Origin of the sequence: Cribrihabitans pelagius (assembly GCF_048820915.1) — a bacterium.
In the GTDB taxonomy this organism is placed as follows: domain Bacteria; phylum Pseudomonadota; class Alphaproteobacteria; order Rhodobacterales; family Rhodobacteraceae; genus Cribrihabitans_A; species Cribrihabitans_A pelagius.
In genome coordinates, this window is sequence record NZ_JBMERR010000030.1 from 1 (window position 1) to 21414 (window position 21414).

Consider the following 21414-nt stretch of genomic DNA (forward strand, 5'->3'; position numbering starts at 1 on the left):
CCCCCGCCGCCCGGCCCAAGGCCGGGGGCAGCCTCTGCGAGGCTGCGGCCCGGGCGCGGGAGCGCCCCCGGCGGCCCGCTCTACTCGATCACGCCAGTGCGGCTGAAGACGCCGAAGAAGTTGCCGAAGATGTTGGAGATGGTGAGCGCGTCGTTGATCGGCGATTCCGTCGCCATCACCAGGTCGCCCGGGTTGATCTGGAACTGGCGCGCCGAGAACAGCCCGTCGGCCGAGGTCAGGTCGAGCGAGAACACCACCCGCTGCTGGCGCGGCCCCTGCACCCCGGGCGCCACCGCGCTTGCGGGATATTCGCGCAGCACCAGAAGCCCCTTTGGGTCGGCCTTGCCGTCCTGGAAGCCGCCCGCCACCGACATTGCGTCCATCGCCGACATCTCGTCCTTGGTGAAGATGTGCAGGTCTTCCCTGCCGGTGGCCCCGAAGGAGAGGAAATAGCGCGCATCCTCCTCGACAAACACCCGGTCGCCGCCCCTGAGCAGCGTGTCCAGCCGCGGGTTGTTCAAGAGCGTCTCCACCGAGGTGCCATAGATGCTGCGGCCGCGCACCAGGCGGATCTGCGGGTTGTTGAGGTTCGCGCTGATGCCGCCGCCCGCCGAGATCAGCCCCATCACCGTGTAGTTGCGGTCGGGCATCGGGTAGGTGCCGGGCTGGGCCACGCCGGAGACCAGATCGACCGAGTTGTTGCGCCCCTCGGCCATCGCCAGCTGCACCTGGGCCGACGGCACCACCGGCTCCAGCGCCGCCTGCAGCCTGGCGCGGGCGAGATCCGGGGTCAGCCCGTTCACGTTCACATCGCCCACATAGGGCATGAAGATCGCCCCGTTCGCGGCCACTTTCATGTCCTGCAGCTGCACCATCTTCTGCTCCGGCGCGGTCAAGAGCGAATTGTCGTTGCTGTCCCAGATGCTCAAGGACACCCGGTCGCCGGGCTGGATGATCTGGGTCTTGGCGCCCTGATGCGCGGGCAGCCAGCCCAGGCGCTCCTGCCTGCCGGTGGCGGGCCAGGCGGCCACCAGCGGCAGCAGCACCCGGTTCACCCGGTAAAGCGCAAAGCCTGCCTCCGCATCGCCGGATTCGCGCAGGATCTCCTCGCTGGCCGGGGCGCCGCCGGGCAGGCGGCTGCAGGCCGCGGGCAGAAGGGCGAGGCCGGCCGCCGCCAGACAGAGGAAAAGTTTGCGCATGGGAGCCTGCTCTGGAACTGCTTTGATTTTTTTCTGCCCAGAGGATACTGGGCTTGCGGGCATGGTTCAACAGCAACAGGCGGCAGGCATGGCATTTCCCGCGGCGGCGGTTCTGGGGGCAACAGGGCGTATCGGGCGGCTGTTGCAGCGGCAGGGGGCCGCGGGGCTGGACCTGCGGCTGCAGGCGCGCGCGCCGCAGCCCGGCTCTCCGGCTCCCCGATCCGGCTGGCACATCTTCGACCCGCTCACCGATCCGGAGGCGCTGGCCGGCTTTGCCGAAGGCGCGCAGGTGCTCCTGTGCCTGGCCGGGCCGGTGCCGGGCAGAGGCGGCCCCGGCATGCAGGACATGGGCGCCCATATCCGCCTCGGCGAAGCCGCGGTGCGCGCCGCCGCAGCTGCGGGGGAACCGGGGGCGCGGGTGCTGCTGGCGTCTTCGGCCGCGGTCTATGGCAGCCAGCCGGGACTCCTGGACGAGGCGGCGCCGCTGGCGCCTGCCAATGCCTATGGCGCCGCCAAGGCGGAGATGGAGCAGCGCGCCCAGGCGCTGGGAGCGGCGCTGGGGGTGGCGGTCACCAGTCTCAGAATTGGCAATGTGGCGGGGTTCGATGCCATCCTCGGCGGCTGGCGTCCGGGCTTCCGGCTCGACCGTTTTGCGGACGGGCAGAGCCCGCGGCGCAGCTATATCGGGCCTGCGTGCCTTGCCCGGGTGCTGGCGGCGCTGCTGGCGCGGCCCGGCCTGCCCGCGGTGCTGAACCTGGCCCAGCCCGGCGCGGTGGAGATGGCCGCGCTGCTTACCGCCGCGGGCCGCGGCTTCAGCTGGCAGGCCGCAGCCCCCGGGGCGATCCCCGCGGTGGAACTGGACACCGCCCGGCTGCAGGCGCTGCTGCCGGGCCCCCTCGCGCCCGCGGACCCGGCCCGGATGGCCGCGGAATGGGCCGCGTTAGAGCCGCATTTCAACACGAAACAGACCAACATGGGGCAGAGCCGCAGATGACCTGGCGCAAACGGATGTTCGATCTCTTCTTTGCCAGCCTGCTGGTGGCGGTGCTGGGGCCGGTGCTGCTTTTGCTGCTGGCCTGGCTGCTGCTGAAAGAGGGGCGGCCGCTGTTTTATGGCGGCGAGCGCATGAAGGCGGTGGATCAGCCCTTCACCCTGTGGAAGCTGCGCACCATGACGGAGACCGGGAGCGACGCCGGAGTGTCGGGCGGCGACAAGGCGGCCCGCATCACCCCGGCCGGCGCCTGGCTGCGCGCCAAGCGCCTGGACGAGCTGCCGCAGCTGTGGAACGTCGTCAGGGGCGACATCTCCTTTGTCGGGCCGCGGCCGCCGCTCCGGCAATATGTCGAGGCCGATCCCGCGCTCTATGCCGAGGTGCTGAAATCGCGCCCCGGGGTCACCGGGCTCGCGTCGCTCGCCTATCACCGGCACGAGGCGGCGCTGCTCGCGCGCTGCACCAGCGCCGCCGAGACCCATGCCGTCTACCTGCGCCGCTGCGTGCCGGCCAAGGCGCGGCTCGACCTGATTTACCAGCGCCACCGGAGCATGTGCTACGACTTCGATCTGGTGTTTCAGACCATTGGCAGTATGTTCCGCCGCGGGTAGAATCAAATTTTAAGAATTCTTCCTTGGCGCGCAGCTGTGGCTTTGCTGCAATGGTGTGCAGATGCGTGGCGGGCTTTCTTCCGCAGCGCAGCAGCGGCGGGTTTCTGCCGGTGCCGGTTTTGTGATAGCGGGGAAAGCGGCTATGATCGCGGCAGGGGGCCGAAGCGGCAGGCGGCAGCGGCGCGCAGCGGGAAACCGCCTGCGCTCAGCCGTTGGCCCGGCAGTGGGCCCCCGGTGTTTTATGTATGATTTACCTTGTCCGGAGACACTGCCGCGAACGGCAGGGACGGGCAGGAACGGGCAGGACAGAAATTTATGACAGCAGGGGCAGCTGGGAATGTTTGACCTGATCAGCGCGCTTTCGCGGCGCCAGAAGGCCTGGGTGTTCCTGGCCGTGGACTTGGCGCTGCTGCCCTTGGCGCTGCTGTTCACCCTGGCGGTGCAGCCGCTGCCGGATCCCGCGCTCACCACCCTGGCGGCCCTGCTGCCGCTGTTGCCCTACGAGCTGGCGGCGGCGGCGGTGCTGGCGCTCTGGCTGGGGCTGCCGCATGTGCAGCTCAATGCCTACGAGCGCCACGCCGCAGCGCAGAGCGCGCTGCTGGCCGGCGCCTGCGCGCTGCTGCTGGGGCTTTTGGCGCGCGGCTTCGGCCCGGCGCTGCCCCCGGGCACCCATGTGGTCTTTGCCATCGTCTATTTCCTCGCCATGGTGGCGGCACGGGCGGTGCTGCTGCAGCTGGTGCTGGGCATCTACCGCCGCGTCCGGCCGCGCTGCCGGGTGCTGATCTACGGCGCCGGCACCACCGGCACCCAGCTGGCGCAGGCGCTGAAGGCGCATGACGGCATCGATCCCGTCGCCTTTGCCGATGACAACACCTCGCTGCAGGGGATGACGCTGGTCGGGCTGCCGGTCTATGCCCCCGCCCGCATCGGCGAGATCGCCGCGGCGCGGCAGATCCGCCGGGTGCTCTTGGCGATGCCCTCGCAAAGCCAGCCGAAACAGGCCCAGATCACCCGCCGCCTGCAGCAGCTGGGGCTGGAGGTGCAGGCGCTGCCCTCCTTTGCCCAGCTCATCGGCGAGGAGGCGCTGGTCGACAAGCTGACCCCGGTGGCGCCGCAGGCCTTCCTGGGCCGCGCCGCCTGCAACGTGCCGCTGAAGGCGGCGGCGGGGGCTTATCAGGACCGGGTGGTGCTGGTCTCCGGCGCGGGCGGCTCGATCGGCGCCGAGCTGTGCCGCCAGGTGCTCGCCTGCCGGCCGCGCAAGCTGGTGCTGTTCGAGCTTTCGGAACTGGCGCTTTACACCGTGCACCAGGAGCTGGCGCAGCTGGCGGCGGAAGCGGGCGTCGAGCTGGTGCCGGTGCTGGGCTCGGTCACCGATCCGCGCCAGATGCGCATGGTGCTGGCCAGCCACAGCGTGCAGGTGGTGCTGCATGCCGCCGCCTATAAACACGTGCCGCTGGTCGAGGCCAACCCGCTGCCGGGGCTGGCCAACAACGTGCTGGGCACCCAGACCCTGGCCCGCGCCGCGGCGCGCGCGGGCGTCGAGCGCTTCATCCTGATCTCCTCGGACAAGGCGGTGAACCCGGCCAATGTGATGGGCGCCTCCAAGCGCATGGCCGAGCTGATCGTGCAGGATCTCGCCACCCGCCACCGGAACACCGTCTTCACCATGGTGCGCTTCGGCAACGTGCTGGGCTCCTCGGGATCGGTGGTGCCGCTGTTCCAGGAGCAGATCAGCCGCGGCGGCCCGGTCACCGTGACCGACGCGCGGGTGAAGCGCTTCTTCATGACCATCCGCGAGGCGGTGCAGCTGGTCTTGCAGGCGGGCGACATGGCCCAGGGCGGCGAGGTCTTCGTGCTCGACATGGGGGCGCCGGTGCCGATCCTGCAGCTGGCCCGCCAGGTGATCGAAAGCGCGGGCTACAGCGTGCGCGATACCGCCCACCCGGAAGGCGACATCGCGATCGAGATCATCGGGCTGCGCCCCGGCGAGAAGCTGGAGGAGGAGCTGACCCTCACCGGCGAGCTGATCCACACCCGCCACCCGAAGATCTTCTGCGCCCGCGAGGGCGCGCTGTCGGAGATCGAGGTGGCGGTGCTGCTCAGGAGCCTGCGCCAGGCGGTGGCGGCGGGCGACGAGGCCGCCGCGCGCCAGGTGATCGGGCGCTGGGTCGAGGGCTACCTGCAGGCCCGCGAGCCCGGCCGCATCAGTTCCTGAGCCGCCGCACCAGGCCCCGAAACAGGCCCCGAAACAGGCCCCGAAACAGGCCACGGGCCGGAAAACAGGACGGAAGGCAGGACGGAAGACGGGCCGGAGACGGGCGCGAGTGCGGCGCGGCGGCTGCACCGGCGGCAAAACCGCCCCCGCGCAGGCCCCGCGCAATTGATCCGCCGCGCGGTTCCATGCTCTAAGCAGGCCAGAGCAACGAGACAGCAAGAGGGCCCGGGGCAGAAGATCCCGGCCCGCAACAAGGCCAGAGGCAGGGCAGAAGGCAGATCCCCGGTGAGCGCAGTCAAGATCCTTTCCCGCCAGATCCTTTCGTGCCCGGTTTTTTCCCGCCGCTTCGGCCTGCTGCCCGCGCTGTGCCTGGGCGGGCTGGCGCTGGCCGGGCCGCCCGCCGCCCAGACCGCCGCCCAGACCGTTGCGCAGCCCTCTGCCGCCCTGCTGCCGGTGCCGGACCCGGGCGCGGGCGGGGTGCTGGCGCCGCCGCCGGGCAGCGCCGCCGCGGCGCCGCGGCTGAAACCGCTGCCGCCGCCGAGCCTCACCTTCTACGGCACCCCCGGCCTGATCGACATGCCAAGCGCCGAGATGCTGCCGGACGGGCAATATGCGGTGACCTACTCCTGGTTCGGCGGCACCTCGCGCTACAACATCACCTTCCAGGCGCTGCCCTGGCTCAGCGCCTCCTTCCGCTACAACGGCATCCGCAACCTCGGCCTGTTCGGCTTTGACACCTATTACGACCGCGGCTTCGATGTGCGCGCCCGGCTCTGGCAGGAAAGCCGCTGGCGCCCGGAAGTCACCCTGGGGCTGCAGGATTTCGCGGGCACCGGGGTCTATGCGGCGGAATACCTGACCGCCACCAAGCGCTTTGCCGCCCCGGCGCTCCGCCCCGGCCGCGCCCCGGGCCGGCTGAAGCTGACGGCGGGCCTGGGCTGGGGGCGGCTGGGCTCGCATGGCGCGATCGGCAGCATCGGCGGCGGGCGGCCCTCCTTCGTTGGCGGCGATACCGGCGGCGAGCTGTCTTATGACCAGTGGTTCCGCGGCCCGGTGGCGCCGTTCGGCGGCTTTGAGTGGCAGCCCAGCGAGCGGCTCAGCCTGAAGGCGGAATATTCCTCCGACGCCTATGTCACCGAAACCGAAGACTCGGACGTCTTCGAGCGCAAATCCTCGCTCAACTACGGGGCGGAGTACCAGTATTCCGAGCGGGTGCGGCTGGGGGCCTATTACCTCTACGGCTCGGAGTTCGGGGTCACCGCGCAGATCCAGCTGAACCCGCACCACCCGCCGACGCCGATGACGGTGCCCGCACCGCAGCCCATCGTGCCGCGCAGCCACTGGGCCACCGGGGACAGCCACTGGCAGACCGGCTGGGCCGCGAGCGAAAGCAAGACGCGCACGCTGCGCGATCTGGCGGCGGAAGCGCTGCGGGCGGACGGGCTGGTGCTGGAAAGCCTTGCCTTCCCCGCAGGCCCCGCCGCCGATGCCGCGGCCGGCCGCGGCCGGGTGGCGGAGCTGCGCTACCGCAACCCGCGCTACCGCTCCACCGGCCAGGCCGCGGGGCGCGCGGCGCGGGCCTTGGCCCAGACCATGCCGCCTTCGGTGGAGACCTTCCGCCTGGTGCTGCTGCGCCGCGGCCTGGCGCCGGCGGCGGTGGTGGTGCGGCGCGCCGACCTGGAGGCGCTGGAATTTGCGCCTGAGGCGGCGGATGCGCTGTTTGCCGCCGCCGCGGTCACCGAGGCGGGGCCGGAGCCCGCAGGCGCGCTGCGCGCGGAAGGGCTTTATCCCGCCTTCGGCACCTCGATCAGCCCTTATACCGCGCCTGCCTATTTCGACCCCGAGCAGCCCTTCCGCCTGGACGTGGGCGCCGACCTCACGGCGTCTTACACGCCGGCCCCGGGCTGGCGCCTGGCCGGCACGCTGCGGCAGCGGATCTGGGGCAATGTGAAGAACGGCCGGGTCTCCAACTCGGTGCTGCCGCATGTGCGCACCGACCAGGTCGAATACGCCCAGTTCGGCACCACGCTGCAGTCGCTTTACGCCAGCCGCCAGTGGCAGCCCGGCCGCGCGCTTTATGCCCGCACCAGCGTGGGGCTGTTCGAATCCATGTTCGGCGGCGTCTCGGGCGAGGTCCTGTGGAAGCCCGCCGACAGCCGCATCGGCCTGGGGCTGGAGGCCAATTACGTCAAGCAGCGCGATTTCGACCAGCGCTTCGGCTTTCGCGATTACGAGGTGCTGACCGGCCATGCCTCGGCCTATTTCGAGCTCGACCGCGGCTACCTGCTGCAGCTCGATGCCGGCCGCTACCTGGCGGGCGACCTGGGCGGCACCTTCAGCCTGAACCGCGAGTTCAACAACGGCTTCCTGGTCGGCGCCTTCTTCACCCTCACCGATGTTTCGGCCGAGGAGTTCGGCGAGGGCTCCTTCGACAAGGGCTTCCGCTTCCGCATCCCGGTCGACTGGCTCCTGGGCAAGCCCTCGCGCTCCGGGCTCGGGCTCACCATCCGCCCGACCCAGCGCGACGGCGGCCAGCGGGTGCATGTGCCGGACCGGCTTTACGGGCAGATCCGCGCCGCCCACCGCAAGAGCCTGGAAGAACAGCGCGCGAGGTTCTGGGAATGAGCATGCAGAAGTGCCTGCGGGCGGCGGCCCGCGCGCCCGTCTCCGCCCTTTCCGCCACCCGTCTGGCCGGGGCGGCGGCGCTGCTGGCGGCGGTGCTGCTGGCGGGCTGCACCCGCGGCCCCGAGCGCAGCTCGGCCGAGCTGGAGGTGGTGCGCGCCGCGGGCCAGTACATCGCCCGCCGCCGCAGCACGGTGCCGCCGGCCTCCGATCTGACCCGGGCGCTGCTGGACCAGCAGACCCAGGCCTATCTCGAAGTGGTGATCGAGAACCGGGACGCCAAGGCCTATCTGACCCGGCCGCTCAGCCGCCGCGACGGCTTTCCCGGCGGAATCGAGGTCTGGCGCACCGCCGACAATGTCTCGCTGGCGCTGCGCGCGGGCATGGTGATCGCCACCCGCGGGCTGGGCAACGGGCTGCTGTCGGCGGATGTGCCCGCGGCCGCGGGCGTTGCCGGACCCGCCCGCGGCGGCGCCCGCAGCTATGTGCTGCGCGCCCGCGGCAACGGGCAGATACGGCTGCAGATGGCCTGCCGGCTGCACGACCTGGGTCCGGCGCGGATCGAAATCGTCGAGCTGGGTTTTGCCACCCGGCACCTGCAGGAGCAGTGCAGCGGCGGCGGCGGCAGCATCGTCAACGACTATTGGGTCGGCACCGGGGCGCAGGCGGGCCGGGTCTGGCAGTCGCGGCAATGGGCGGGGCCCGGGACCGGCTATGTGCGAATCCGCCAGCTGCGGCTCTGAGCCCGCCGCCTGCCGGGCCGCGGGCGGCCGGCAGAGGCTTTGCCGCAACGGCCCCGGAAAATCGCCGCCGCAAACCGGATTTCAACGGTTTTGCATCTATTCCTTGCGTTGAAATGGCGGGGTGGCTCCCCTAAGGTCGCCTCAACGGATCCATTTGCTACGATCTCCAAAGGAGTTTGATCATGAAGCAGTTCTTCGCCCTTGTTGCCCTGGCCGCCATGACCTCGGCGTCCGCCCTGTCGGCCCAGGCCGTGGTCACCACCACCGCCGAAACCACCACTGCCCCCGGCGGCGGCGGCGCGGGCGGTGCAGGCGGTGCAGGGGCCGGCGGCGCAGGTGCAGGCGCAGGCGCAGGCCTGGGCACAGGTCTTGGTGTCGGCGGCCTGGGCGCAGCCGGCATCGCGGCAGGCGTGATCGCCGCCGCTGTGGTTGTTGGCGTTGTGACCAGCGACGACGAAACCTCGGGCAGCACCACCACCACCACCGACTAAGGGGTCTGCAGCGCCTTCCGGGCGCGGGCCGGACATCAGGAAACGGGCCTTCCGGGGCCCGTTTTTGCTTTTCTGCCCGCGGGCCGGCCGGCGCAGCCGGCGGCTGGCGGCCGCAGGCCCCGCGGAAGCGGAAGCCGGGCGGCGGGCGCCGGTTACCTGAGCGGCCCGGCGCGGAAGGCCAGGGCTTCGGGGTTTTCCAGCGCCGGGGAAAACTCCGGGGTGGTGTAGCGGGCGCCGCTTATGCTGACCCGGCCGCCCTCCACCGACAGGCGGCCCTGGACGATCCAGTCGACCACCTGCACCAGCGTCTTGCATTGCTGCTCGAAGATCCGGTGGCGCATCTCCTCCGCCGGCAGGCTGCGGTCATTGGCGCAGGCGGACTGCATGACGATCTTGCCCTCGTCCATCACATCCTTGATCAGCTCGACCGTGGTGCCGATGACCGGGGTGTGGTAGCGCAGCCCGTCGCCGAAGCCGTCCATGCCCTTGAAGGCGGGCAGCAGCGAGGGGTGGAAATTGATGATCCGGTCCGCCATCGCGTGGCGGATCTCCGCGCTGTAGAACCGGGTGTAGAAGGACAGGATGTAGCTGATGCCGTGCGCCTGCACGTAATCCAGCACCTGGCCGCAGAAATCCTCGTTGCTGGCGCCGGGCAGCACTGTGGCGGGCAGCCCGTGCGCGCGGGCCGCCTCCAGCGCCGGGCCTTCGGCGGTGGCGACGGCGGAATGGGCGGCGCGGCGCACCGTATCGGTTTCCAGCACCCGGCTCATCAGCGCGCCGCCGGTTGACAGCACAAACAGGAAATCCGGCTTTGCTTTGGCCATGCTCAGAATTCTCCTCCGCGATAGGCGGGGAAATAGCTGGTCTCCGGCAGCCCCCGCGTCAATTGGCGATAGGCCTGCTCATCGAAGATGCGGCCGCAGATATAGGTGGGACGGGAGGTGGTGCTCCAGCCCTGCTTGAAATGCGCAAGCCCGCCGGCCTGGCCGTCCGCGGCCCCCGCCACGCCGCCGAAATTGACCCAGCGGAGCTTGTCCGCAAAGTGGTTCAGCAGCGTCCACTTGGTGGCGTAGGAGGCGCTCTTGGCATAGCCGCGGTCGCTGAAGGCCGCGAGGTGGCCCTGGGCCGCATCGCCATCCGCGTACCACAGGTCCAGCCCGACGGTGCCGTCCTCGTCGGCGGCGCGGAACATCACCATGCCGGGCACCCGGAACTGCTGCTCGAAGGACTCGCGCGAAAACGCGCGCAGCCCGGTGATGCCGTGCTTTTGGGCGAGCACGCCGTAAAGTTCCACCCAGTCATCGAGATAGCGCAGCGGCTCGTCGCAGACCTCGACGGTGACCTTGCGCAGCGCCCGGCGCGCGTTCTGGCGGTGGGATTTCGACACGAAGCTTTCGAGCGGCGCGGTCAGGTCGGCGATGAAATGCTCCTTGTAGGGCGTGACCCGGGAAAAGCTGCGCTTGAGCAGCGCCGCGTCATAGGCGCCCAAGGGGTCGGTCACCGCGGTGACGCTGACCAGGCCGGCGGCACCGGCCTCTTCGAGGTCCTGCGGCAGCGCCGTCCAGTCCGCGCAGCAGAGCAGCGGGTAGAGCCCCATCGCATCGCTGAGGGCGGTGCCGGGGATTTCCCGCTCCAGCAGCCAGCCGCCGCTCTGCGGCAGGGGGAGCGGGCGGCCGAGGCCGGCAAAGGCGGCGGCATACCCCGCGCTGCGGTAGCCGGGCGCGGCGGCCTCTGCCGCCGCGGGGCGGGCGGGCGGGCCGCCCTGCGTGTTTCCGGGCAGGTCCCGGGGCACGTCTTCAGGCAGTTCCACGGGCACATCCATGGGCAGGTCTCCTCTGTCGGCGGATGGCGGCGGGGACGGCGGGCGGCGGGTCAGCCGGCGGCGCGTTCCGCTGCCGCCTCCTGCTGGTCGACCTGCGCCTGCAGCTCCTTCAGCCGGCTGGAGCGGCAGCGGTTAAAGAAGCTCTCGCGCGGCAGCTCGGAGAGCCGGTAGCGCGTCTGCCACTCGCCGCGCAGCAGCCGGGTGCTGCTAGGGTCGGAGGCGGGCTGGTAGGTGGCCTGCACCAGGATCCGGTCCGGCCCGCTGGAATAGGCGGGCGAGCAATGCCAGGTGCAGGTATGGCACAGGGCAATGTCGCCGGGCTCCAGCTCCGGGCAGACCAGCGGCCAGTCCGGCGCCAGGATACCGGTGTTCACCTCGCCCGCATCGCCCATGTAGCCGAAGTGGTTGGTGCCCGGGTAGAAGGAGATGCCGCCATTGTCCTTGTTCGAGGGGCTGAGCGGGATGAACACGGTGGTCTTCTCGGGAAAGCCGTAATCATAGGCGAAATCGCTGTGCGGGAAGACCGGCTTGCGGCTGCTGCTGTCCTTGATCACGAAGCGCTGCATGAACAGCGCCAGATCGGGGTAGAGCTGCTCCAGCACATCCAGGATGTCCGGATTGGCGTGGATCTGCGCCAGCGCGTCCGGCGTGGCCTCGTGCACGTGCACCGGGTTGAACGGATCGACCTGCCGCTTGCCCGCCAGCACCTTGGCGTTGAAGGCCTGCCATTCCTGCTGCCAGGCCCGGACCTGGTCCTCAGGGACCGCGCCGCGCAGCACGAAGAAGCCGGTCTGCCGGTAGATCTCCGGCGCGAAAGTGCCGGAGTCGGCCTCCGGTATCAGCTGGCGGATATCGCCAATGTCGAATCTTTGCATGGAACCCCCATCCCTTTTTGCTTCTGCGCCGCCCCGGGCGCTTTTGTCCGCGTGTCTTTGCCGTGCCCCCGCCCCGTGCGCCCGCGCCCCCGGGCTGCCGGGCCGCCGGGCCGCCGGGCCGGGTGTCAGAACCGGTAGTCCTCGACCTTTTCCGGCAGCAGCCCGTAGTTGCGCTTCATGTCGATGCCGCAGGTCTCGTCGTCATAGGGCACCGAGCAATAGCCCATCACCGCCCGCTCGCGGGGGGACATCTGGTCATAGATTTCCTGCGGCAGGTTGCCGGGAATGTCGAAGGCCTGCTTGATCCACCAGCGGCAGAAGGTGGCGATGATCGACCAGCGGGTGCCGCCGCTGGTATTCTCCCCGGCGCCGTGCCAGATGCGGCTGTCCCAGAAGATCAGATCGCCCGCCTTTGCCTCCAGCGGCACCGCGGTCTCATGCGAGTCCGGATCGGCATACTGGCCGGTCTTGTGCGAGCGCGGCACGATGACGGTGCAGCCGTTCTCCCTGGTCTGGTCCTCCAGCAGGATCGAGCACTGCATGATGAACGGGAAGTCGCCGGTGTAGGGCACGAAGGAGTCGATATGCATCGGCATCCGGTGGTTGCTGCTGCGCGCGAGGAACGAGCGCAGGATGTAGTTCGGATCCTCGGCCGGCAGCGAGGAGAACCACTTGTCGTTGAGGAAATGCTTGAGCACGTCCTCGATGACGGGCGTGTTGAGGATGAGCCTGGAGAAGAAGATGTCCTTGCTCTGCAGGTTGTAGACCATCGGCTGCGCCTTGTTCAGCCGCGGCATGCGGTCGGATTGCGCGTTCAGCGTCTTGTCGAACCAGTGCTGGACCCGCTCCAGCGCCTCGGCCACCGTGTCCTTGCTGAAGGCCTGCGGCACGCGGGCAAACCCGTGTTTTTCGATTGCGGCAATTGCAGCTGCGGCATCTGCGCCGGCAGCTGCCGGAGAAACGGTCTGATCCATAATAACCCTCGTACTGACATGCCCTGGTCATGCTCCCGCAGGCCCCGGGCACCGGCGGCCGCGCCTCTTCAGGCGTTTGCGGCAGAAGGCATTTTCCACCTAATAACTCGTCTGCGTCACGCGTCTGCCTGCGGACGGGCATGCAAATCCATGCAAAACCACAGCCCCCCTCATGCGGTCCCCCTGCGGAGTTTCCGGCCGCAGCACACGCTGTGCAATTTGAGGGTAGTGTTGGCCTTTCATCCTGGCAACTGGAGCGTAGTCCCCATTTGGGAGTAGGCAAGCCCTAATCCGGATTGAGCAGGAGGCCGGCGGCTCCGGGGGCCGGGGGAGAGGGCTGGGCGGCGGCCTGCCGCAACAGCCGGTTGGTGGGCGGGCGGATATTCTGCGGATGAGAGCATTCGGAAAAAGCGAACAGCTGCGCTCGGCGGGCGCGTGGGGGCGCGGCGGCCCATCGGCCTTGTCCCGCACCGGGCAGAAGCAATACCGGGCCTTGAGCGGTCAAGGGCGGGCTTTCGGGGATCGGGCTCAGGCTCACCGGTCCTGGTCTCACCGGTCCTGCCTCACGGGCCTGCATTGCGCGCAGGGCTGCCATTGCGCGCCGCATGCCGGTCACTGCGTGGGTACGGCTTCGGCCTCCTCTGCGGGAATGGCCCGCACCTCCAGAACATCGCCGGGCAGCAGCTGGATATCGCTGAGCTCCCCGGTCTCGATGCCGGCAGCGCCCGGGCGGTGGACCTTGATGCGGTAGGCCGGCTCGATCCGGGAGACGAGATGCTGGCCGCCAAGCGCCATCAGGCGCTGGTCCAGCGCCGCCAGCCGCCGCTCCAGGGTTCTGAGCGTGGCCCGGCTGGTGACGATCTGCTCCAGAAGCTCCGCCCCCTGGGAATGCTGCAGCCGCGCCACCTCGCCGCTGCTGCGCGCCAGATCCAGCTCCAGCCGGTGGATCTCGCCGGAGGTCTCCAGCGCCTGCATCGAGACATCCAGCACCGCGCGCCGGGCTTCGGTCACGTTGGAGGCGGGGGTGAGGCCCCGGTCCGCCAGGGATTGCGCCCGTTCCAGCGCCTCCTGTTCGATGTCCAGATTGGCCTGATGGGTGCGCAGCAGCTCCTGCAGGACCTCCAGCCGGTTCCTCATCTGCCGGGCCACCAGTTCGGAATTGCTGCGGGACAATTGCCGTTCCGCGTCGCGGGCGTCCAGCCAGCGCGCGGCGCCATCGTCATGGGCCGCGCCGCCGGCCTGCGGGAGGGCCTGTGCGGCGGCGCCTTCCGCGCCCTCCGCCTGCGCCTCAGCCCCGGTTGCGGCGAGATCGGCCTCCAGCCGCGCCAGCGTCGCCTTCACAAAATCCGCTTCGCCCGCCAGCACGTCCCGCTCCGCCGACAGCGCGATCAGCTGGGTGCCGGACTCCGGCAGATCGAGCGGCGCCCCGAAGCCGCCCGCGCGGGCCACGGCCTGGCGCAGGGTGAGGCCAGGCCGGTAGGGCTGTTCGCCATTTTCCCGCACATCGCCGATCAGGTAGATGGGCCGGTAGGCCGCCACGGTGATGAACAGCAGATCGGCGCTGATCTGGCGCCAGACCTCCTGGCCGTCCGCGCCCGCCGTGCGCACCGGCGTGTCGCTGACCTCCGGCGCCACCTTGCGGCGCAGCCCGTCGATCGTCAGCCCCGCCGCATCGATCCAGCCGACCAGCGGCAGCTGCAGGCGGCCGTTCACGCCGATGGTGGAGACGGTGGTGAGCTCGGGCATGCCGATGACGGCGTAAGACACCGTATCGCCGGGCGCGAGCACGATGGCCTCGTCCGCGTGCCCCGTCCCGGCCGTCAGGGCCGCGGCCAGGACCAGAGCCGGCAGCCGCAGGAGCCGGCCCCATGCCTGCACGCCCGCTCCTCCTGCGCCGCGCAAAAAATTCCCGTCCCGGTTTTCGCCTGTCACCATGTCCGCCCCCGCACCATATCCGTCCGTCCCCCGCGTGCCCTGCCTCAGGTGGCCTGGGCGGTTTGATCCGCGCCGTATCGTGTGAACTGCACATTGCCGGCCATCGACAGCACGACGCCGGCAACCGGCGCGCCGGTGGCTTCCAGCTCCCGCAGCCCGCTCAGCACCGCATCCCGGGAGGTGCGGTTCCACTTCACCACATAGACAAGCGAATCCACGTATTTGCTCAGGATCTTTGTATCCACGGCCAGAAGCGATGGCGGGGAATCCAGGATCACCAGGTCGTAGGTGTTGCGGAGCGTCCCGATCAGCCGCGCAAACCCCGGCGACGACAGCACATCCACCGAGGAAATGTCCTGCCGCATCTGGCCGGCGCTGGCCGCCAGCACGTGCAGCCCGGTCACCGGGTCCTTGCGGATCGCCTTGTCCAGGGTGATGGTGCCATCAAGCACCGACACGATGTTCTGCTTGTCCAGGGCATCGCCCAGAATATTGTGCAGCTCCGGCCGCCGCAGGTCGCAGTCGACGATGATCGTCTTCTTGTTGATCCGGAATGAGGCCAGCGCCGTCAATGCCGCGAGAAGCGATTTGCCCTCATCCGGGTAGGACGAGGTGAACATCACCACCTTGGGCGGGGTTGCGTCCCGGGTCAGCAGGATGCTGGTCCGCAGCCCGTGAATGGCTTCCGCGATGTGCGAGTTGGGCTCGGCGGCAAAGGTGCGCAGGGCCTCGACCGGCCTGCCGCCGCCGGCCGCCGGCATGGTGCCGAGCACCTCCATGCCGGTGATCTTCATCACCTCATCGGCGGAGCGGAAGGTGTTGTTGAGCCGCTCGCGCAGGAACACCAGCACGACGCTGAGCACCAGCCCGCCCAGCACCGCGATCGTCAGGGCGTATTTCTTCGGCTCCGAGAAGGCGGCGAGCGGCGGCTCGGCCAGGGTCAGGATGCGCGCGTCGGCGCTTTCCAGCTTCACCTGCTCGGAGGCCTCGTTGAGGCGCCGGATGAAGGTCTCGTAGACGCTGCGGCTGGCCTCGGCCTCGCGCTCCAGCTGGCGGATCGCCAGCTCGTCCTGGGACTGCTGCAGCACCTGGCGGTCGAGATCCCGGATCGCGGCCTGGATCAGCTCCGTCTGCCGCTCCAGCGACTGCCAGCGGGAGCGGGCGATTTCGGTGATGCGGGCGGCCTCCTGCCGCTGCTGGTCCTGAAGCTGCTGGACCGCCTTGCCGATGTCGGCAATGGCGGAATGCTCCGGCGGCAGGGTGCCCGCCAGATTGGCCTGCTGCACCCGCAGCTCGTTCTCCGGCGCCAGCAGCCGGGCCAGCGGAGCGGCATCGCGGAACTCCGGCACCGCGCCGGGGTCGGTCTTCTCCTCCAGCGCGGTCTTCAGCCGCTGGTAGTCGGCGCGCGCGGAGCGGGCCTCGTTCTTGGTCTCGGAATAGGTGCCGATCAGCGCTTCCAGCTCCCGCTTGGTGATCGGCAGGCTCTGGCCGGCTTCCAGCGATTGGGCCGACTGCGCCACGGCCACGGCTTTTTCCGCCTTCTGCACCCGGTCGCGCAGCTCGTCGACCCGGCCCGCCAGCCAGTCGGTGGCGGCGCGGGTTGTCGACAGGCGCACGTGCAGCTGGTCGTGGATATACTGTTTGGCAAAGGCATTGGCCACCAGCGCCGAGGTGTGCGGGTCGGCGGAGATGAAGCTGATCTCGATCACCCGGGAGGCGGGGATCGGCGCGAGCCGCAGCCCTTGCGAGACGTTCAGGGACACGATGCGCCGCTCGAGATCGGGGATTTCGGCCTCGAACTCGGGGTCCGGCCCCATTGCGGAAGGCAGGAAGTCCAACAGGGAATGCGGCTCGGACAGCTCCGGCTGGCCGAGCGCCGGGTTGAATTCCGGATAGGTGTGCAGCTCCAGCTCCTCAACCACCCGGTTCAGCAGCGCCGTCGAGCGCAGCACCTGGATCTCGTTCTCCAGCCCGTCCTCGCCGGCCGGGGAGACTCTGCCGCCCGCCGCGATCTCGCGCAGCTGCGGGTCGAACATCACCTTGGCGCTGGCCTTGTAGGTGGGCTCGATCTTGGAGGAGAAGAAGACGCCCAGCACGGTGGCCAGGGCGGTGATCAGGATGATGGTCCAGCGCCCCCGCCAGAGCGCCAGGAACAGCGACCGGATGTCGATGGCCATGTCCTGTTCCGCCGGGCGGGCGGCAGGGGCAACCGGGTATCCCGGGGTGAGCGCGGAATGCCGGTTTCTCATGCCGCGGATTCCGGGCTGGACTGTGGTGGCTGGGACAATGGCGGCATCACGATTGCAACTCCCCGTAATTCGTTAGAATGCCCGGGCCTGGCAGCAGGCGGGCCGCAGCGCGCAAACCGGCTGCCCCGGCAAAGGGCGCGGGACGCAGCGCAGCGGCGCGGCGCCGCCTCCCGCAGGGCCGTTTTGCAGTTTCCAAGTGGATTTAGAGCGGGTGCCGGTGACATCGAGTTTCTTGATGGAAAAAAGAAAAAGGGCTGGCAGCCCGGCCACTATAGACCGGCGCCGCGGGTCCCGCCCATACTCAAATAAGATTAATCCTAAATGCCTGAACGGATTACAAAAGCGGTCAGCCGCCCGTCAGGCATTAACCTTCCTTACACCAATTAATAGGGCCGTCCGCCGCGGCAGGTTTGCTAGGCTGGCCGGGGACAAAATTACGTAACAGTTAAGTTCTTCACCGGCTTTCATTTGTTCCGCGGCATTCCGCGCGGCTTTCAGGGTGGCTGGTGGTTTCTTTGGGGGGGAACCGGCGTGCGAGGGGAATTAAGCAACAGAAGCGGGCTGACATATCCGGACATTGGATTGAAAGGGGATATTGCATCCCTGAAGCCGTCAAACCTGAATTCATCCGTTCTGAAACCGCCGGCTCTGCAATCACTCGCGGCCTGGCCGTCCGCCTTCCAGCTTTCCAAAAGATCCCTGGACATTGTCTCTGCACTTGCCGGGCTTTTCCTGGCCGCCGCCGCCGCGGTATTTCTGCTGCTGCTGAACCCGTTCTTCAATCCCGGGCCGCTGCTGTTCAAGCAGCAGCGGATGGGCATGTGGGGCCGGCCCTTCACGATGTGGAAATTCCGCTCGATGACGGCGGCGCCGGAGGGCGCGCAGCGCGATCCGACCAGCCCGCTGGAGACCGACCGCATCACCCCGCTCGGGCATTTCATCCGGCGCACCCGGATCGACGAGCTGCCGAACTTCTGGAGCGTTCTGAGCGGCGAGATGGCGCTGGTGGGGCCGCGGCCGGATGTCTGGGACCACGCCACCTGGTTCACCCACAACGTCCCCTATTACAAGTACCGGGTGCGGGTGCGGCCGGGCATCACCGGGCTGGCCCAGATCCGGGGCGGCTACGCGGACGAGGTGATCACCATCCACCGCAAGGCCCGCTACGATTATCACTATATCCGGCATGGATCGGCGATGATGGACCTCTATATCATCTTGCGGACCGTCTCCGTGATGATCTTCGGGACAGGCGCCAAGTAGGTGCAGAGGGGGGGCGGTTCCGCCAGCGGCGTTATTGTGAACTGGACCGGACACGTGCCTGTGCAGCCGTATGAAGAGGAGCTTTCCCGCGACAGGTCTCCCCGGGCCGCCATCGGCCTGGGGACCGGGATCTTTGCGGCCGGGATCTTCCTGTCCGGCGTGCTGATCAACCCGCTGAACCCGGCGCAGGAGATCCGCATTGTCGCCGCGGACCTGTGCTTTCTCCTCGGCACCTTCCTGTTCCTGCTCACCTCGACCAGCAAAGAGGGCGTGCTGCGGCTCAGGCTGCACCCGAACACGCGCGCCGTTCTCCTGATCCTGGGCTGCTTCCTGCTTTGGGGATTTATGTCCGGCGTGGTTGCGACCTATCTCTATGATCAGCCGGTCAGAAAACTGGCCGAAACGATCGCGAATTATTCCTATGGCGCCATTCTCTGCATCGTGGCGGCCGCCGCCTCGGCACATGCCAGGAATTACCGCCTGTTCCTGAATGCCTACGCCGTCGGCGTGGTGCTGGTGTCGTCCTTTTCGGTTCTGGCGGTGTTCGCCGAGGCGCCGGACTGGGTCTATCACGGCGGCGGCCGGATCAAGTCCACCTCGCGGTCGGTCAACCAGCTTGCCGCCTTCGTGGCCCCCGCCGTGCCGCTGTTCCTCATCCTCTGCCTCAGAGCCTCGGCCTCCAAGGCCGCGACGCTGTTCTACTTGACCACCGTCGGCTTTGCGGCGATGGCCCTGGCCGGAACCGGCAGCCGCACCGCGCTGGTGCTGGCGCTGGTCTCCTTCCTTCTGGTGGTGCTGGCGGCGCTGATGTTCGGGACCTCCAGAACCGGTTTCGCGGCCGTCATCCTGGTGTCCTGCGGCGCCCTGGTGCTGGGCTTTGCCTTCCTGGTCATCGCCTTCATTGAAGCGGGGGCCAGCGCGCTGCCCACCTATCTGCAGACCCTGGCCCGCCCGCTGGACCGCTTCCTGAACCCCAGCACATTGGAGGAGGGTCTTGGCCCGCGCTACGATCAGATCCTGATCGTCTGGAGGGGCTGGGTCGAACATCCGTTCTTCGGCGTGGGGCCGGGCAATTTCAAAACCTATACGGTGAGCAATTTCGAAGTGCACAACACCTATCTCGGCACACTGATCGAGACCGGCGTGCCCGGCTTGCTGCTTTTACTGCTGTTCCAGGCAGCGATCATGTTCCTGGCTCTGAAATGCGCCTTTGGCCGCGGGCCAAGCGAACAGCGCATTGCGGCCTTCGCCCTGTTTTCCGCATTCCTGGTCGTGAGCCTCTACGGGCTGGGATCCTTTGGCCTGCGGCAGCGCCCCTTCTGGATTCTGGCGGGACTCGCGCTGAGCGTGCTGAACCAGCACTGGATGGGCGCTGGCCGCTCTTATGGAAGGACCGTGCAGTGTTCGGGTTAAAAACCGCCGTGTTCTGCGGGCCGATGAAGTCCGGGACCACCTGGGTGCATGCCTATCTCCAGGCCCGCGGCGATGTCTGCCTGTCCGGAAGAACCAAGGAAACCTTCTTTTTCGACCGCTATTACGGGCGGGGGCCCGCCTGGTACGAAGGCCAGTTCCGCCCGGAGCCGCAGCACCGGCTGCTGGCGGATGTGGCGCCCAGCATCCTGGCCCACCCGCAAGCGCCGGTGCGGGTCGCCGAGACCCTGCCGGAGGCCCAGGTCATCATCCTGCGCCGCGACCCGGTGGCGCGGGCCTGGTCGCATTACCTGCATCTGAAACGCTACGGCTACACCTCCGCCCCGCTGGCCGAGGCGATCGAGACCCACCCGGCCATCATCGAGGCGAGCCAGGTCGAACGCTGGCTGGAGCGCTGGCGCGCCGAGCTTGGGGCCGAGCGGGTGAGCCTGCTGGATGCCGCGCTCCTGTCCCGCGATGCGCAGGCCTTCGCCCGGGACGTGGACGCCCTCCTGGGGCTGCCGGCCAGCCCGGTTGACGCAAGCCGGATCGGCCGGGTCAATGGCGCGGCGGTGCCGCGGCACTATCTGATCTCGAAACTGGCGCGCAGGATCTCCTACGGGCTGCGCGACATCGGCCTGGACGGCCTCGTGCAGGCGGCCCGGGACCGGGGCTGGAACAGGATCTATGCGCGCCGCGCGGGTGCCGGGCCCCCGCCGGCGGCGACGGAGGCCGACAGGGACCTGATCAGAAGCAAGCTGATGGAGGCCGGAGAGCCGGTATGAAGGGAGCCAGCATGAAGGGAACCAGTATGAAGCCGGTCATCGCGATCATCTGCAACACGGCGCTGCACGTGCACCGCTCCCGGACCACCCTGATCGGGGCGCTGCAAGCCTGCGGCGCGCAGATCCTGCTGGTCAGCCCCCGGGACGCCTCGGTCCCCGAGCTGGAGCGGATGGGGGTGATCCACGAGCACGTGGAGATCAGCCAGTATGGCACCAACCCGCTGCACGAGGCCGCCGCCTATTTCGCCATCCGCGCCGCGCTGCGGCGGCACCGGCCCGCGGTGTGCCTGTGCTACACGATCAAGGCCAACACCATCGGCGCCCTGGCGGCGCAGTCCCTGGACATCCCGGTGGTCAACAACATCGCCGGGACCGGGCGCGCCTTCGACGGCGCCGGGCGGCTCAAGCGGGCCTTCTTCATCGCGCTTTATGCCAAGGCCCTGCGGCGCTCGGCCCGGGTGTTCTTCCAGAACACCGACGATCTGCAGTTCTTCCTGCAGCAGGGCATGGTCGGCAAGGCCGTGGCCCGGCACATCCCCGGCAGCGGCGTCAACCTGCAGCGCTTCACGGCCTCGGCGGACTTCCCGGCGGAGGTGGTGTTTCTCTACGTGGGGCGGCTGCTGCTGTCCAAGGGCGCGCAGATGTTCATCGACGCCGCAAGGGAAATGATCAGCCGCGGCACCAGCGCCCGCTTCGTGATCGCAGGCGAGCGTCTGGAGGAAAGCGGATACGTGAGCGCAGAGGACCTCGGCGCCTTTGCCCGGCAGGACCAATGCAGCTACCTGGGGCAGGTGCCGCCGGGGCAGATCGCGGAGCTGCTGCGGTCGTGCAGCGTGCTGGTGCTGCCCTCCTATTACGGCGAAGGCGTGCCCCGCACCCTGCTGGAAGCCGGCGCCGTCGGGCGGCCGATCATCTCCACCGACAGCGTCGGCTGCAAGGACGTGATCCGGCATGGGGTGAACGGGCTCAAGATCGCGCCCCGCGACCAGGAAGAGCTGCTCGCCGCGATGCAGGAAGTGGCGGAGATGGAAGAGACCACCCTGCACCGGCTGGGCGCGCAGAACCGGGACATCGTCGAGACCCAGTTCGACGAGAAGATCGTCATCCAGGCCTATCTCGACGAATGCGCCCGCTTCCTGAGCGGCCTGGGGGCGGCAAGGGCCTGAGCCCAGCCGCCCGGCGCCCGGCGCCCGCAAAGAGCGGGGAGCAGCCGGGCGGGGAACAGCCGG

Annotated in this window: 17 protein-coding genes; 10 read left to right on the forward strand and 7 right to left on the reverse strand. The window is 68.9% G+C overall.

All coding sequences use genetic code 11. The features are described from left to right. Nucleotides 1–80 precede the first annotated feature (80 nt). Nucleotides 81–1199, reverse strand: a complete 1119-nt coding sequence (locus tag ACOHX0_RS19985) for a polysaccharide biosynthesis/export family protein (protein ID WP_420678998.1) — start codon at nt 1197–1199, stop codon at nt 81–83. An 88-nt stretch (nt 1200–1287) separates the two neighbouring features. Between ACOHX0_RS19985 and ACOHX0_RS19990 the strand changes: the two genes are divergently transcribed. From ACOHX0_RS19990 to ACOHX0_RS20015, 6 genes are all read left to right on the forward strand, one after another. Next, nucleotides 1288–2193 carry an NAD-dependent epimerase/dehydratase family protein gene (locus ACOHX0_RS19990; protein ID WP_420678999.1) on the forward strand — a complete coding sequence of 302 codons (906 nt, stop codon included), beginning with the start codon at nt 1288–1290 and terminating at the stop codon, nt 2191–2193. Beyond that, nucleotides 2190–2801: a sugar transferase gene (locus ACOHX0_RS19995; protein ID WP_420679000.1), complete on the forward strand. Its 612-nt coding sequence runs from the start codon at nt 2190–2192 to the stop codon at nt 2799–2801. Before ACOHX0_RS19990 ends, ACOHX0_RS19995 begins: the two co-directional genes overlap by 4 nt. Before the next feature lie 337 nt (nt 2802–3138). Beyond that, nucleotides 3139–5016: a polysaccharide biosynthesis protein gene (locus ACOHX0_RS20000; protein WP_420679001.1), complete on the forward strand. Its 1878-nt coding sequence runs from the start codon at nt 3139–3141 to the stop codon at nt 5014–5016. A 285-nt stretch (nt 5017–5301) separates the two neighbouring features. Beyond that, on the forward strand, nt 5302–7641 hold the full coding sequence (locus ACOHX0_RS20005; protein WP_420679002.1) for a YjbH domain-containing protein: 2340 nt from the start codon (nt 5302–5304) through the stop codon (nt 7639–7641). Further along, entirely contained in the window at nt 7638–8381 is a 744-nt protein-coding gene (locus ACOHX0_RS20010; RefSeq protein ID WP_420679003.1) for a YjbF family lipoprotein, read from the forward strand. Before ACOHX0_RS20005 ends, ACOHX0_RS20010 begins: the two co-directional genes overlap by 4 nt. Nucleotides 8382–8563: 182 nt before the next feature. Next, entirely contained in the window at nt 8564–8872 is a 309-nt protein-coding gene (locus ACOHX0_RS20015) for a hypothetical protein (RefSeq protein WP_420679004.1), read from the forward strand. A 152-nt stretch (nt 8873–9024) separates the two neighbouring features. On the opposite strand, the gene purN is transcribed toward ACOHX0_RS20015, so the two are convergent. The 6 genes from purN to ACOHX0_RS20045 all read right to left on the reverse strand — a co-directional run bounded on the left by purN (nt 9025) and on the right by ACOHX0_RS20045 (nt 16727). Next, nucleotides 9025–9696: a phosphoribosylglycinamide formyltransferase gene (purN, locus tag ACOHX0_RS20020; protein ID WP_420679005.1), complete on the reverse strand. Its 672-nt coding sequence runs from the start codon at nt 9694–9696 to the stop codon at nt 9025–9027. A gap of 2 nt (nt 9697–9698) precedes the next feature. Beyond that, entirely contained in the window at nt 9699–10694 is a 996-nt protein-coding gene (locus ACOHX0_RS20025; RefSeq protein ID WP_420679006.1) for a hypothetical protein, read from the reverse strand. Between the two features lie 50 nt (nt 10695–10744). Then, the gene (locus tag ACOHX0_RS20030; protein WP_420679007.1) at nt 10745–11569 is read right to left on the reverse strand and encodes a phytanoyl-CoA dioxygenase family protein; all 825 of its coding nucleotides are present in this window, start codon (nt 11567–11569) and stop codon (nt 10745–10747) included. A 125-nt stretch (nt 11570–11694) separates the two neighbouring features. Next, nucleotides 11695–12543 carry a phytanoyl-CoA dioxygenase family protein gene (locus tag ACOHX0_RS20035; protein WP_420679008.1) on the reverse strand — a complete coding sequence of 283 codons (849 nt, stop codon included), beginning with the start codon at nt 12541–12543 and terminating at the stop codon, nt 11695–11697. Nucleotides 12544–13155: 612 nt separating this feature from the next. After that, nucleotides 13156–14421, reverse strand: coding sequence for a polysaccharide biosynthesis/export family protein (locus ACOHX0_RS20040; RefSeq protein ID WP_420679009.1), 1266 nt, complete (start codon nt 14419–14421; stop codon nt 13156–13158). Between the two features lie 101 nt (nt 14422–14522). Beyond that, nucleotides 14523–16727, reverse strand: coding sequence for a GumC family protein (locus ACOHX0_RS20045; protein ID WP_420679010.1), 2205 nt, complete (start codon nt 16725–16727; stop codon nt 14523–14525). Nucleotides 16728–17309: 582 nt separating this feature from the next. Between ACOHX0_RS20045 and ACOHX0_RS20050 the strand changes: the two genes are divergently transcribed. From ACOHX0_RS20050 to ACOHX0_RS20065, 4 genes are read left to right on the forward strand one after another with little or no spacing between them, the layout of a single operon-like run. Next, nucleotides 17310–17990: a sugar transferase gene (locus ACOHX0_RS20050; protein WP_420679011.1), complete on the forward strand. Its 681-nt coding sequence runs from the start codon at nt 17310–17312 to the stop codon at nt 17988–17990. Between the two features lie 54 nt (nt 17991–18044). Then, complete coding sequence (locus ACOHX0_RS20055) at nt 18045–19403, forward strand: O-antigen ligase family protein (RefSeq protein WP_420679012.1); 1359 nt, start codon at nt 18045–18047, stop codon at nt 19401–19403. After that, a complete protein-coding gene (locus ACOHX0_RS20060) occupies nt 19391–20185 on the forward strand; it encodes a sulfotransferase family protein (RefSeq protein ID WP_420679013.1) in 795 nt (264 codons plus the stop codon). Before ACOHX0_RS20055 ends, ACOHX0_RS20060 begins: the two co-directional genes overlap by 13 nt. An 11-nt stretch (nt 20186–20196) precedes the next feature. Continuing rightward, complete coding sequence (locus ACOHX0_RS20065) at nt 20197–21351, forward strand: glycosyltransferase family 4 protein (protein WP_420679014.1); 1155 nt, start codon at nt 20197–20199, stop codon at nt 21349–21351. Nucleotides 21352–21414: the final 63 nt, after the last annotated feature.

Bases quoted from the DNA above. Each gene is read 5' to 3' on its own strand.
- ACOHX0_RS19985 (WP_420678998.1), bottom strand. From the start codon at position 1,199: ATGCGCAAACTTTTCCTCTGTCTGGCGGCGGCCGGCCTCGCCCTTCTG.
- ACOHX0_RS19990 (WP_420678999.1), top strand. From the start codon at position 1,288: ATGGCATTTCCCGCGGCGGCGGTTCTGGGGGCAACAGGGCGTATCGGG.
- ACOHX0_RS19995 (WP_420679000.1), top strand. From the start codon at position 2,190: ATGACCTGGCGCAAACGGATGTTCGATCTCTTCTTTGCCAGCCTGCTG.
- ACOHX0_RS20000 (WP_420679001.1), top strand. From the start codon at position 3,139: ATGTTTGACCTGATCAGCGCGCTTTCGCGGCGCCAGAAGGCCTGGGTG.
- ACOHX0_RS20010 (WP_420679003.1), top strand. From the start codon at position 7,638: ATGAGCATGCAGAAGTGCCTGCGGGCGGCGGCCCGCGCGCCCGTCTCC.
- ACOHX0_RS20015 (WP_420679004.1), top strand. From the start codon at position 8,564: ATGAAGCAGTTCTTCGCCCTTGTTGCCCTGGCCGCCATGACCTCGGCG.
- purN (WP_420679005.1), bottom strand. From the start codon at position 9,696: ATGGCCAAAGCAAAGCCGGATTTCCTGTTTGTGCTGTCAACCGGCGGC.
- ACOHX0_RS20025 (WP_420679006.1), bottom strand. From the start codon at position 10,694: ATGGATGTGCCCGTGGAACTGCCTGAAGACGTGCCCCGGGACCTGCCC.
- ACOHX0_RS20030 (WP_420679007.1), bottom strand. From the start codon at position 11,569: ATGCAAAGATTCGACATTGGCGATATCCGCCAGCTGATACCGGAGGCC.
- ACOHX0_RS20035 (WP_420679008.1), bottom strand. From the start codon at position 12,543: ATGGATCAGACCGTTTCTCCGGCAGCTGCCGGCGCAGATGCCGCAGCT.
- ACOHX0_RS20045 (WP_420679010.1), bottom strand. From the start codon at position 16,727: ATGAGAAACCGGCATTCCGCGCTCACCCCGGGATACCCGGTTGCCCCT.
- ACOHX0_RS20065 (WP_420679014.1), top strand. From the start codon at position 20,197: ATGAAGGGAACCAGTATGAAGCCGGTCATCGCGATCATCTGCAACACG.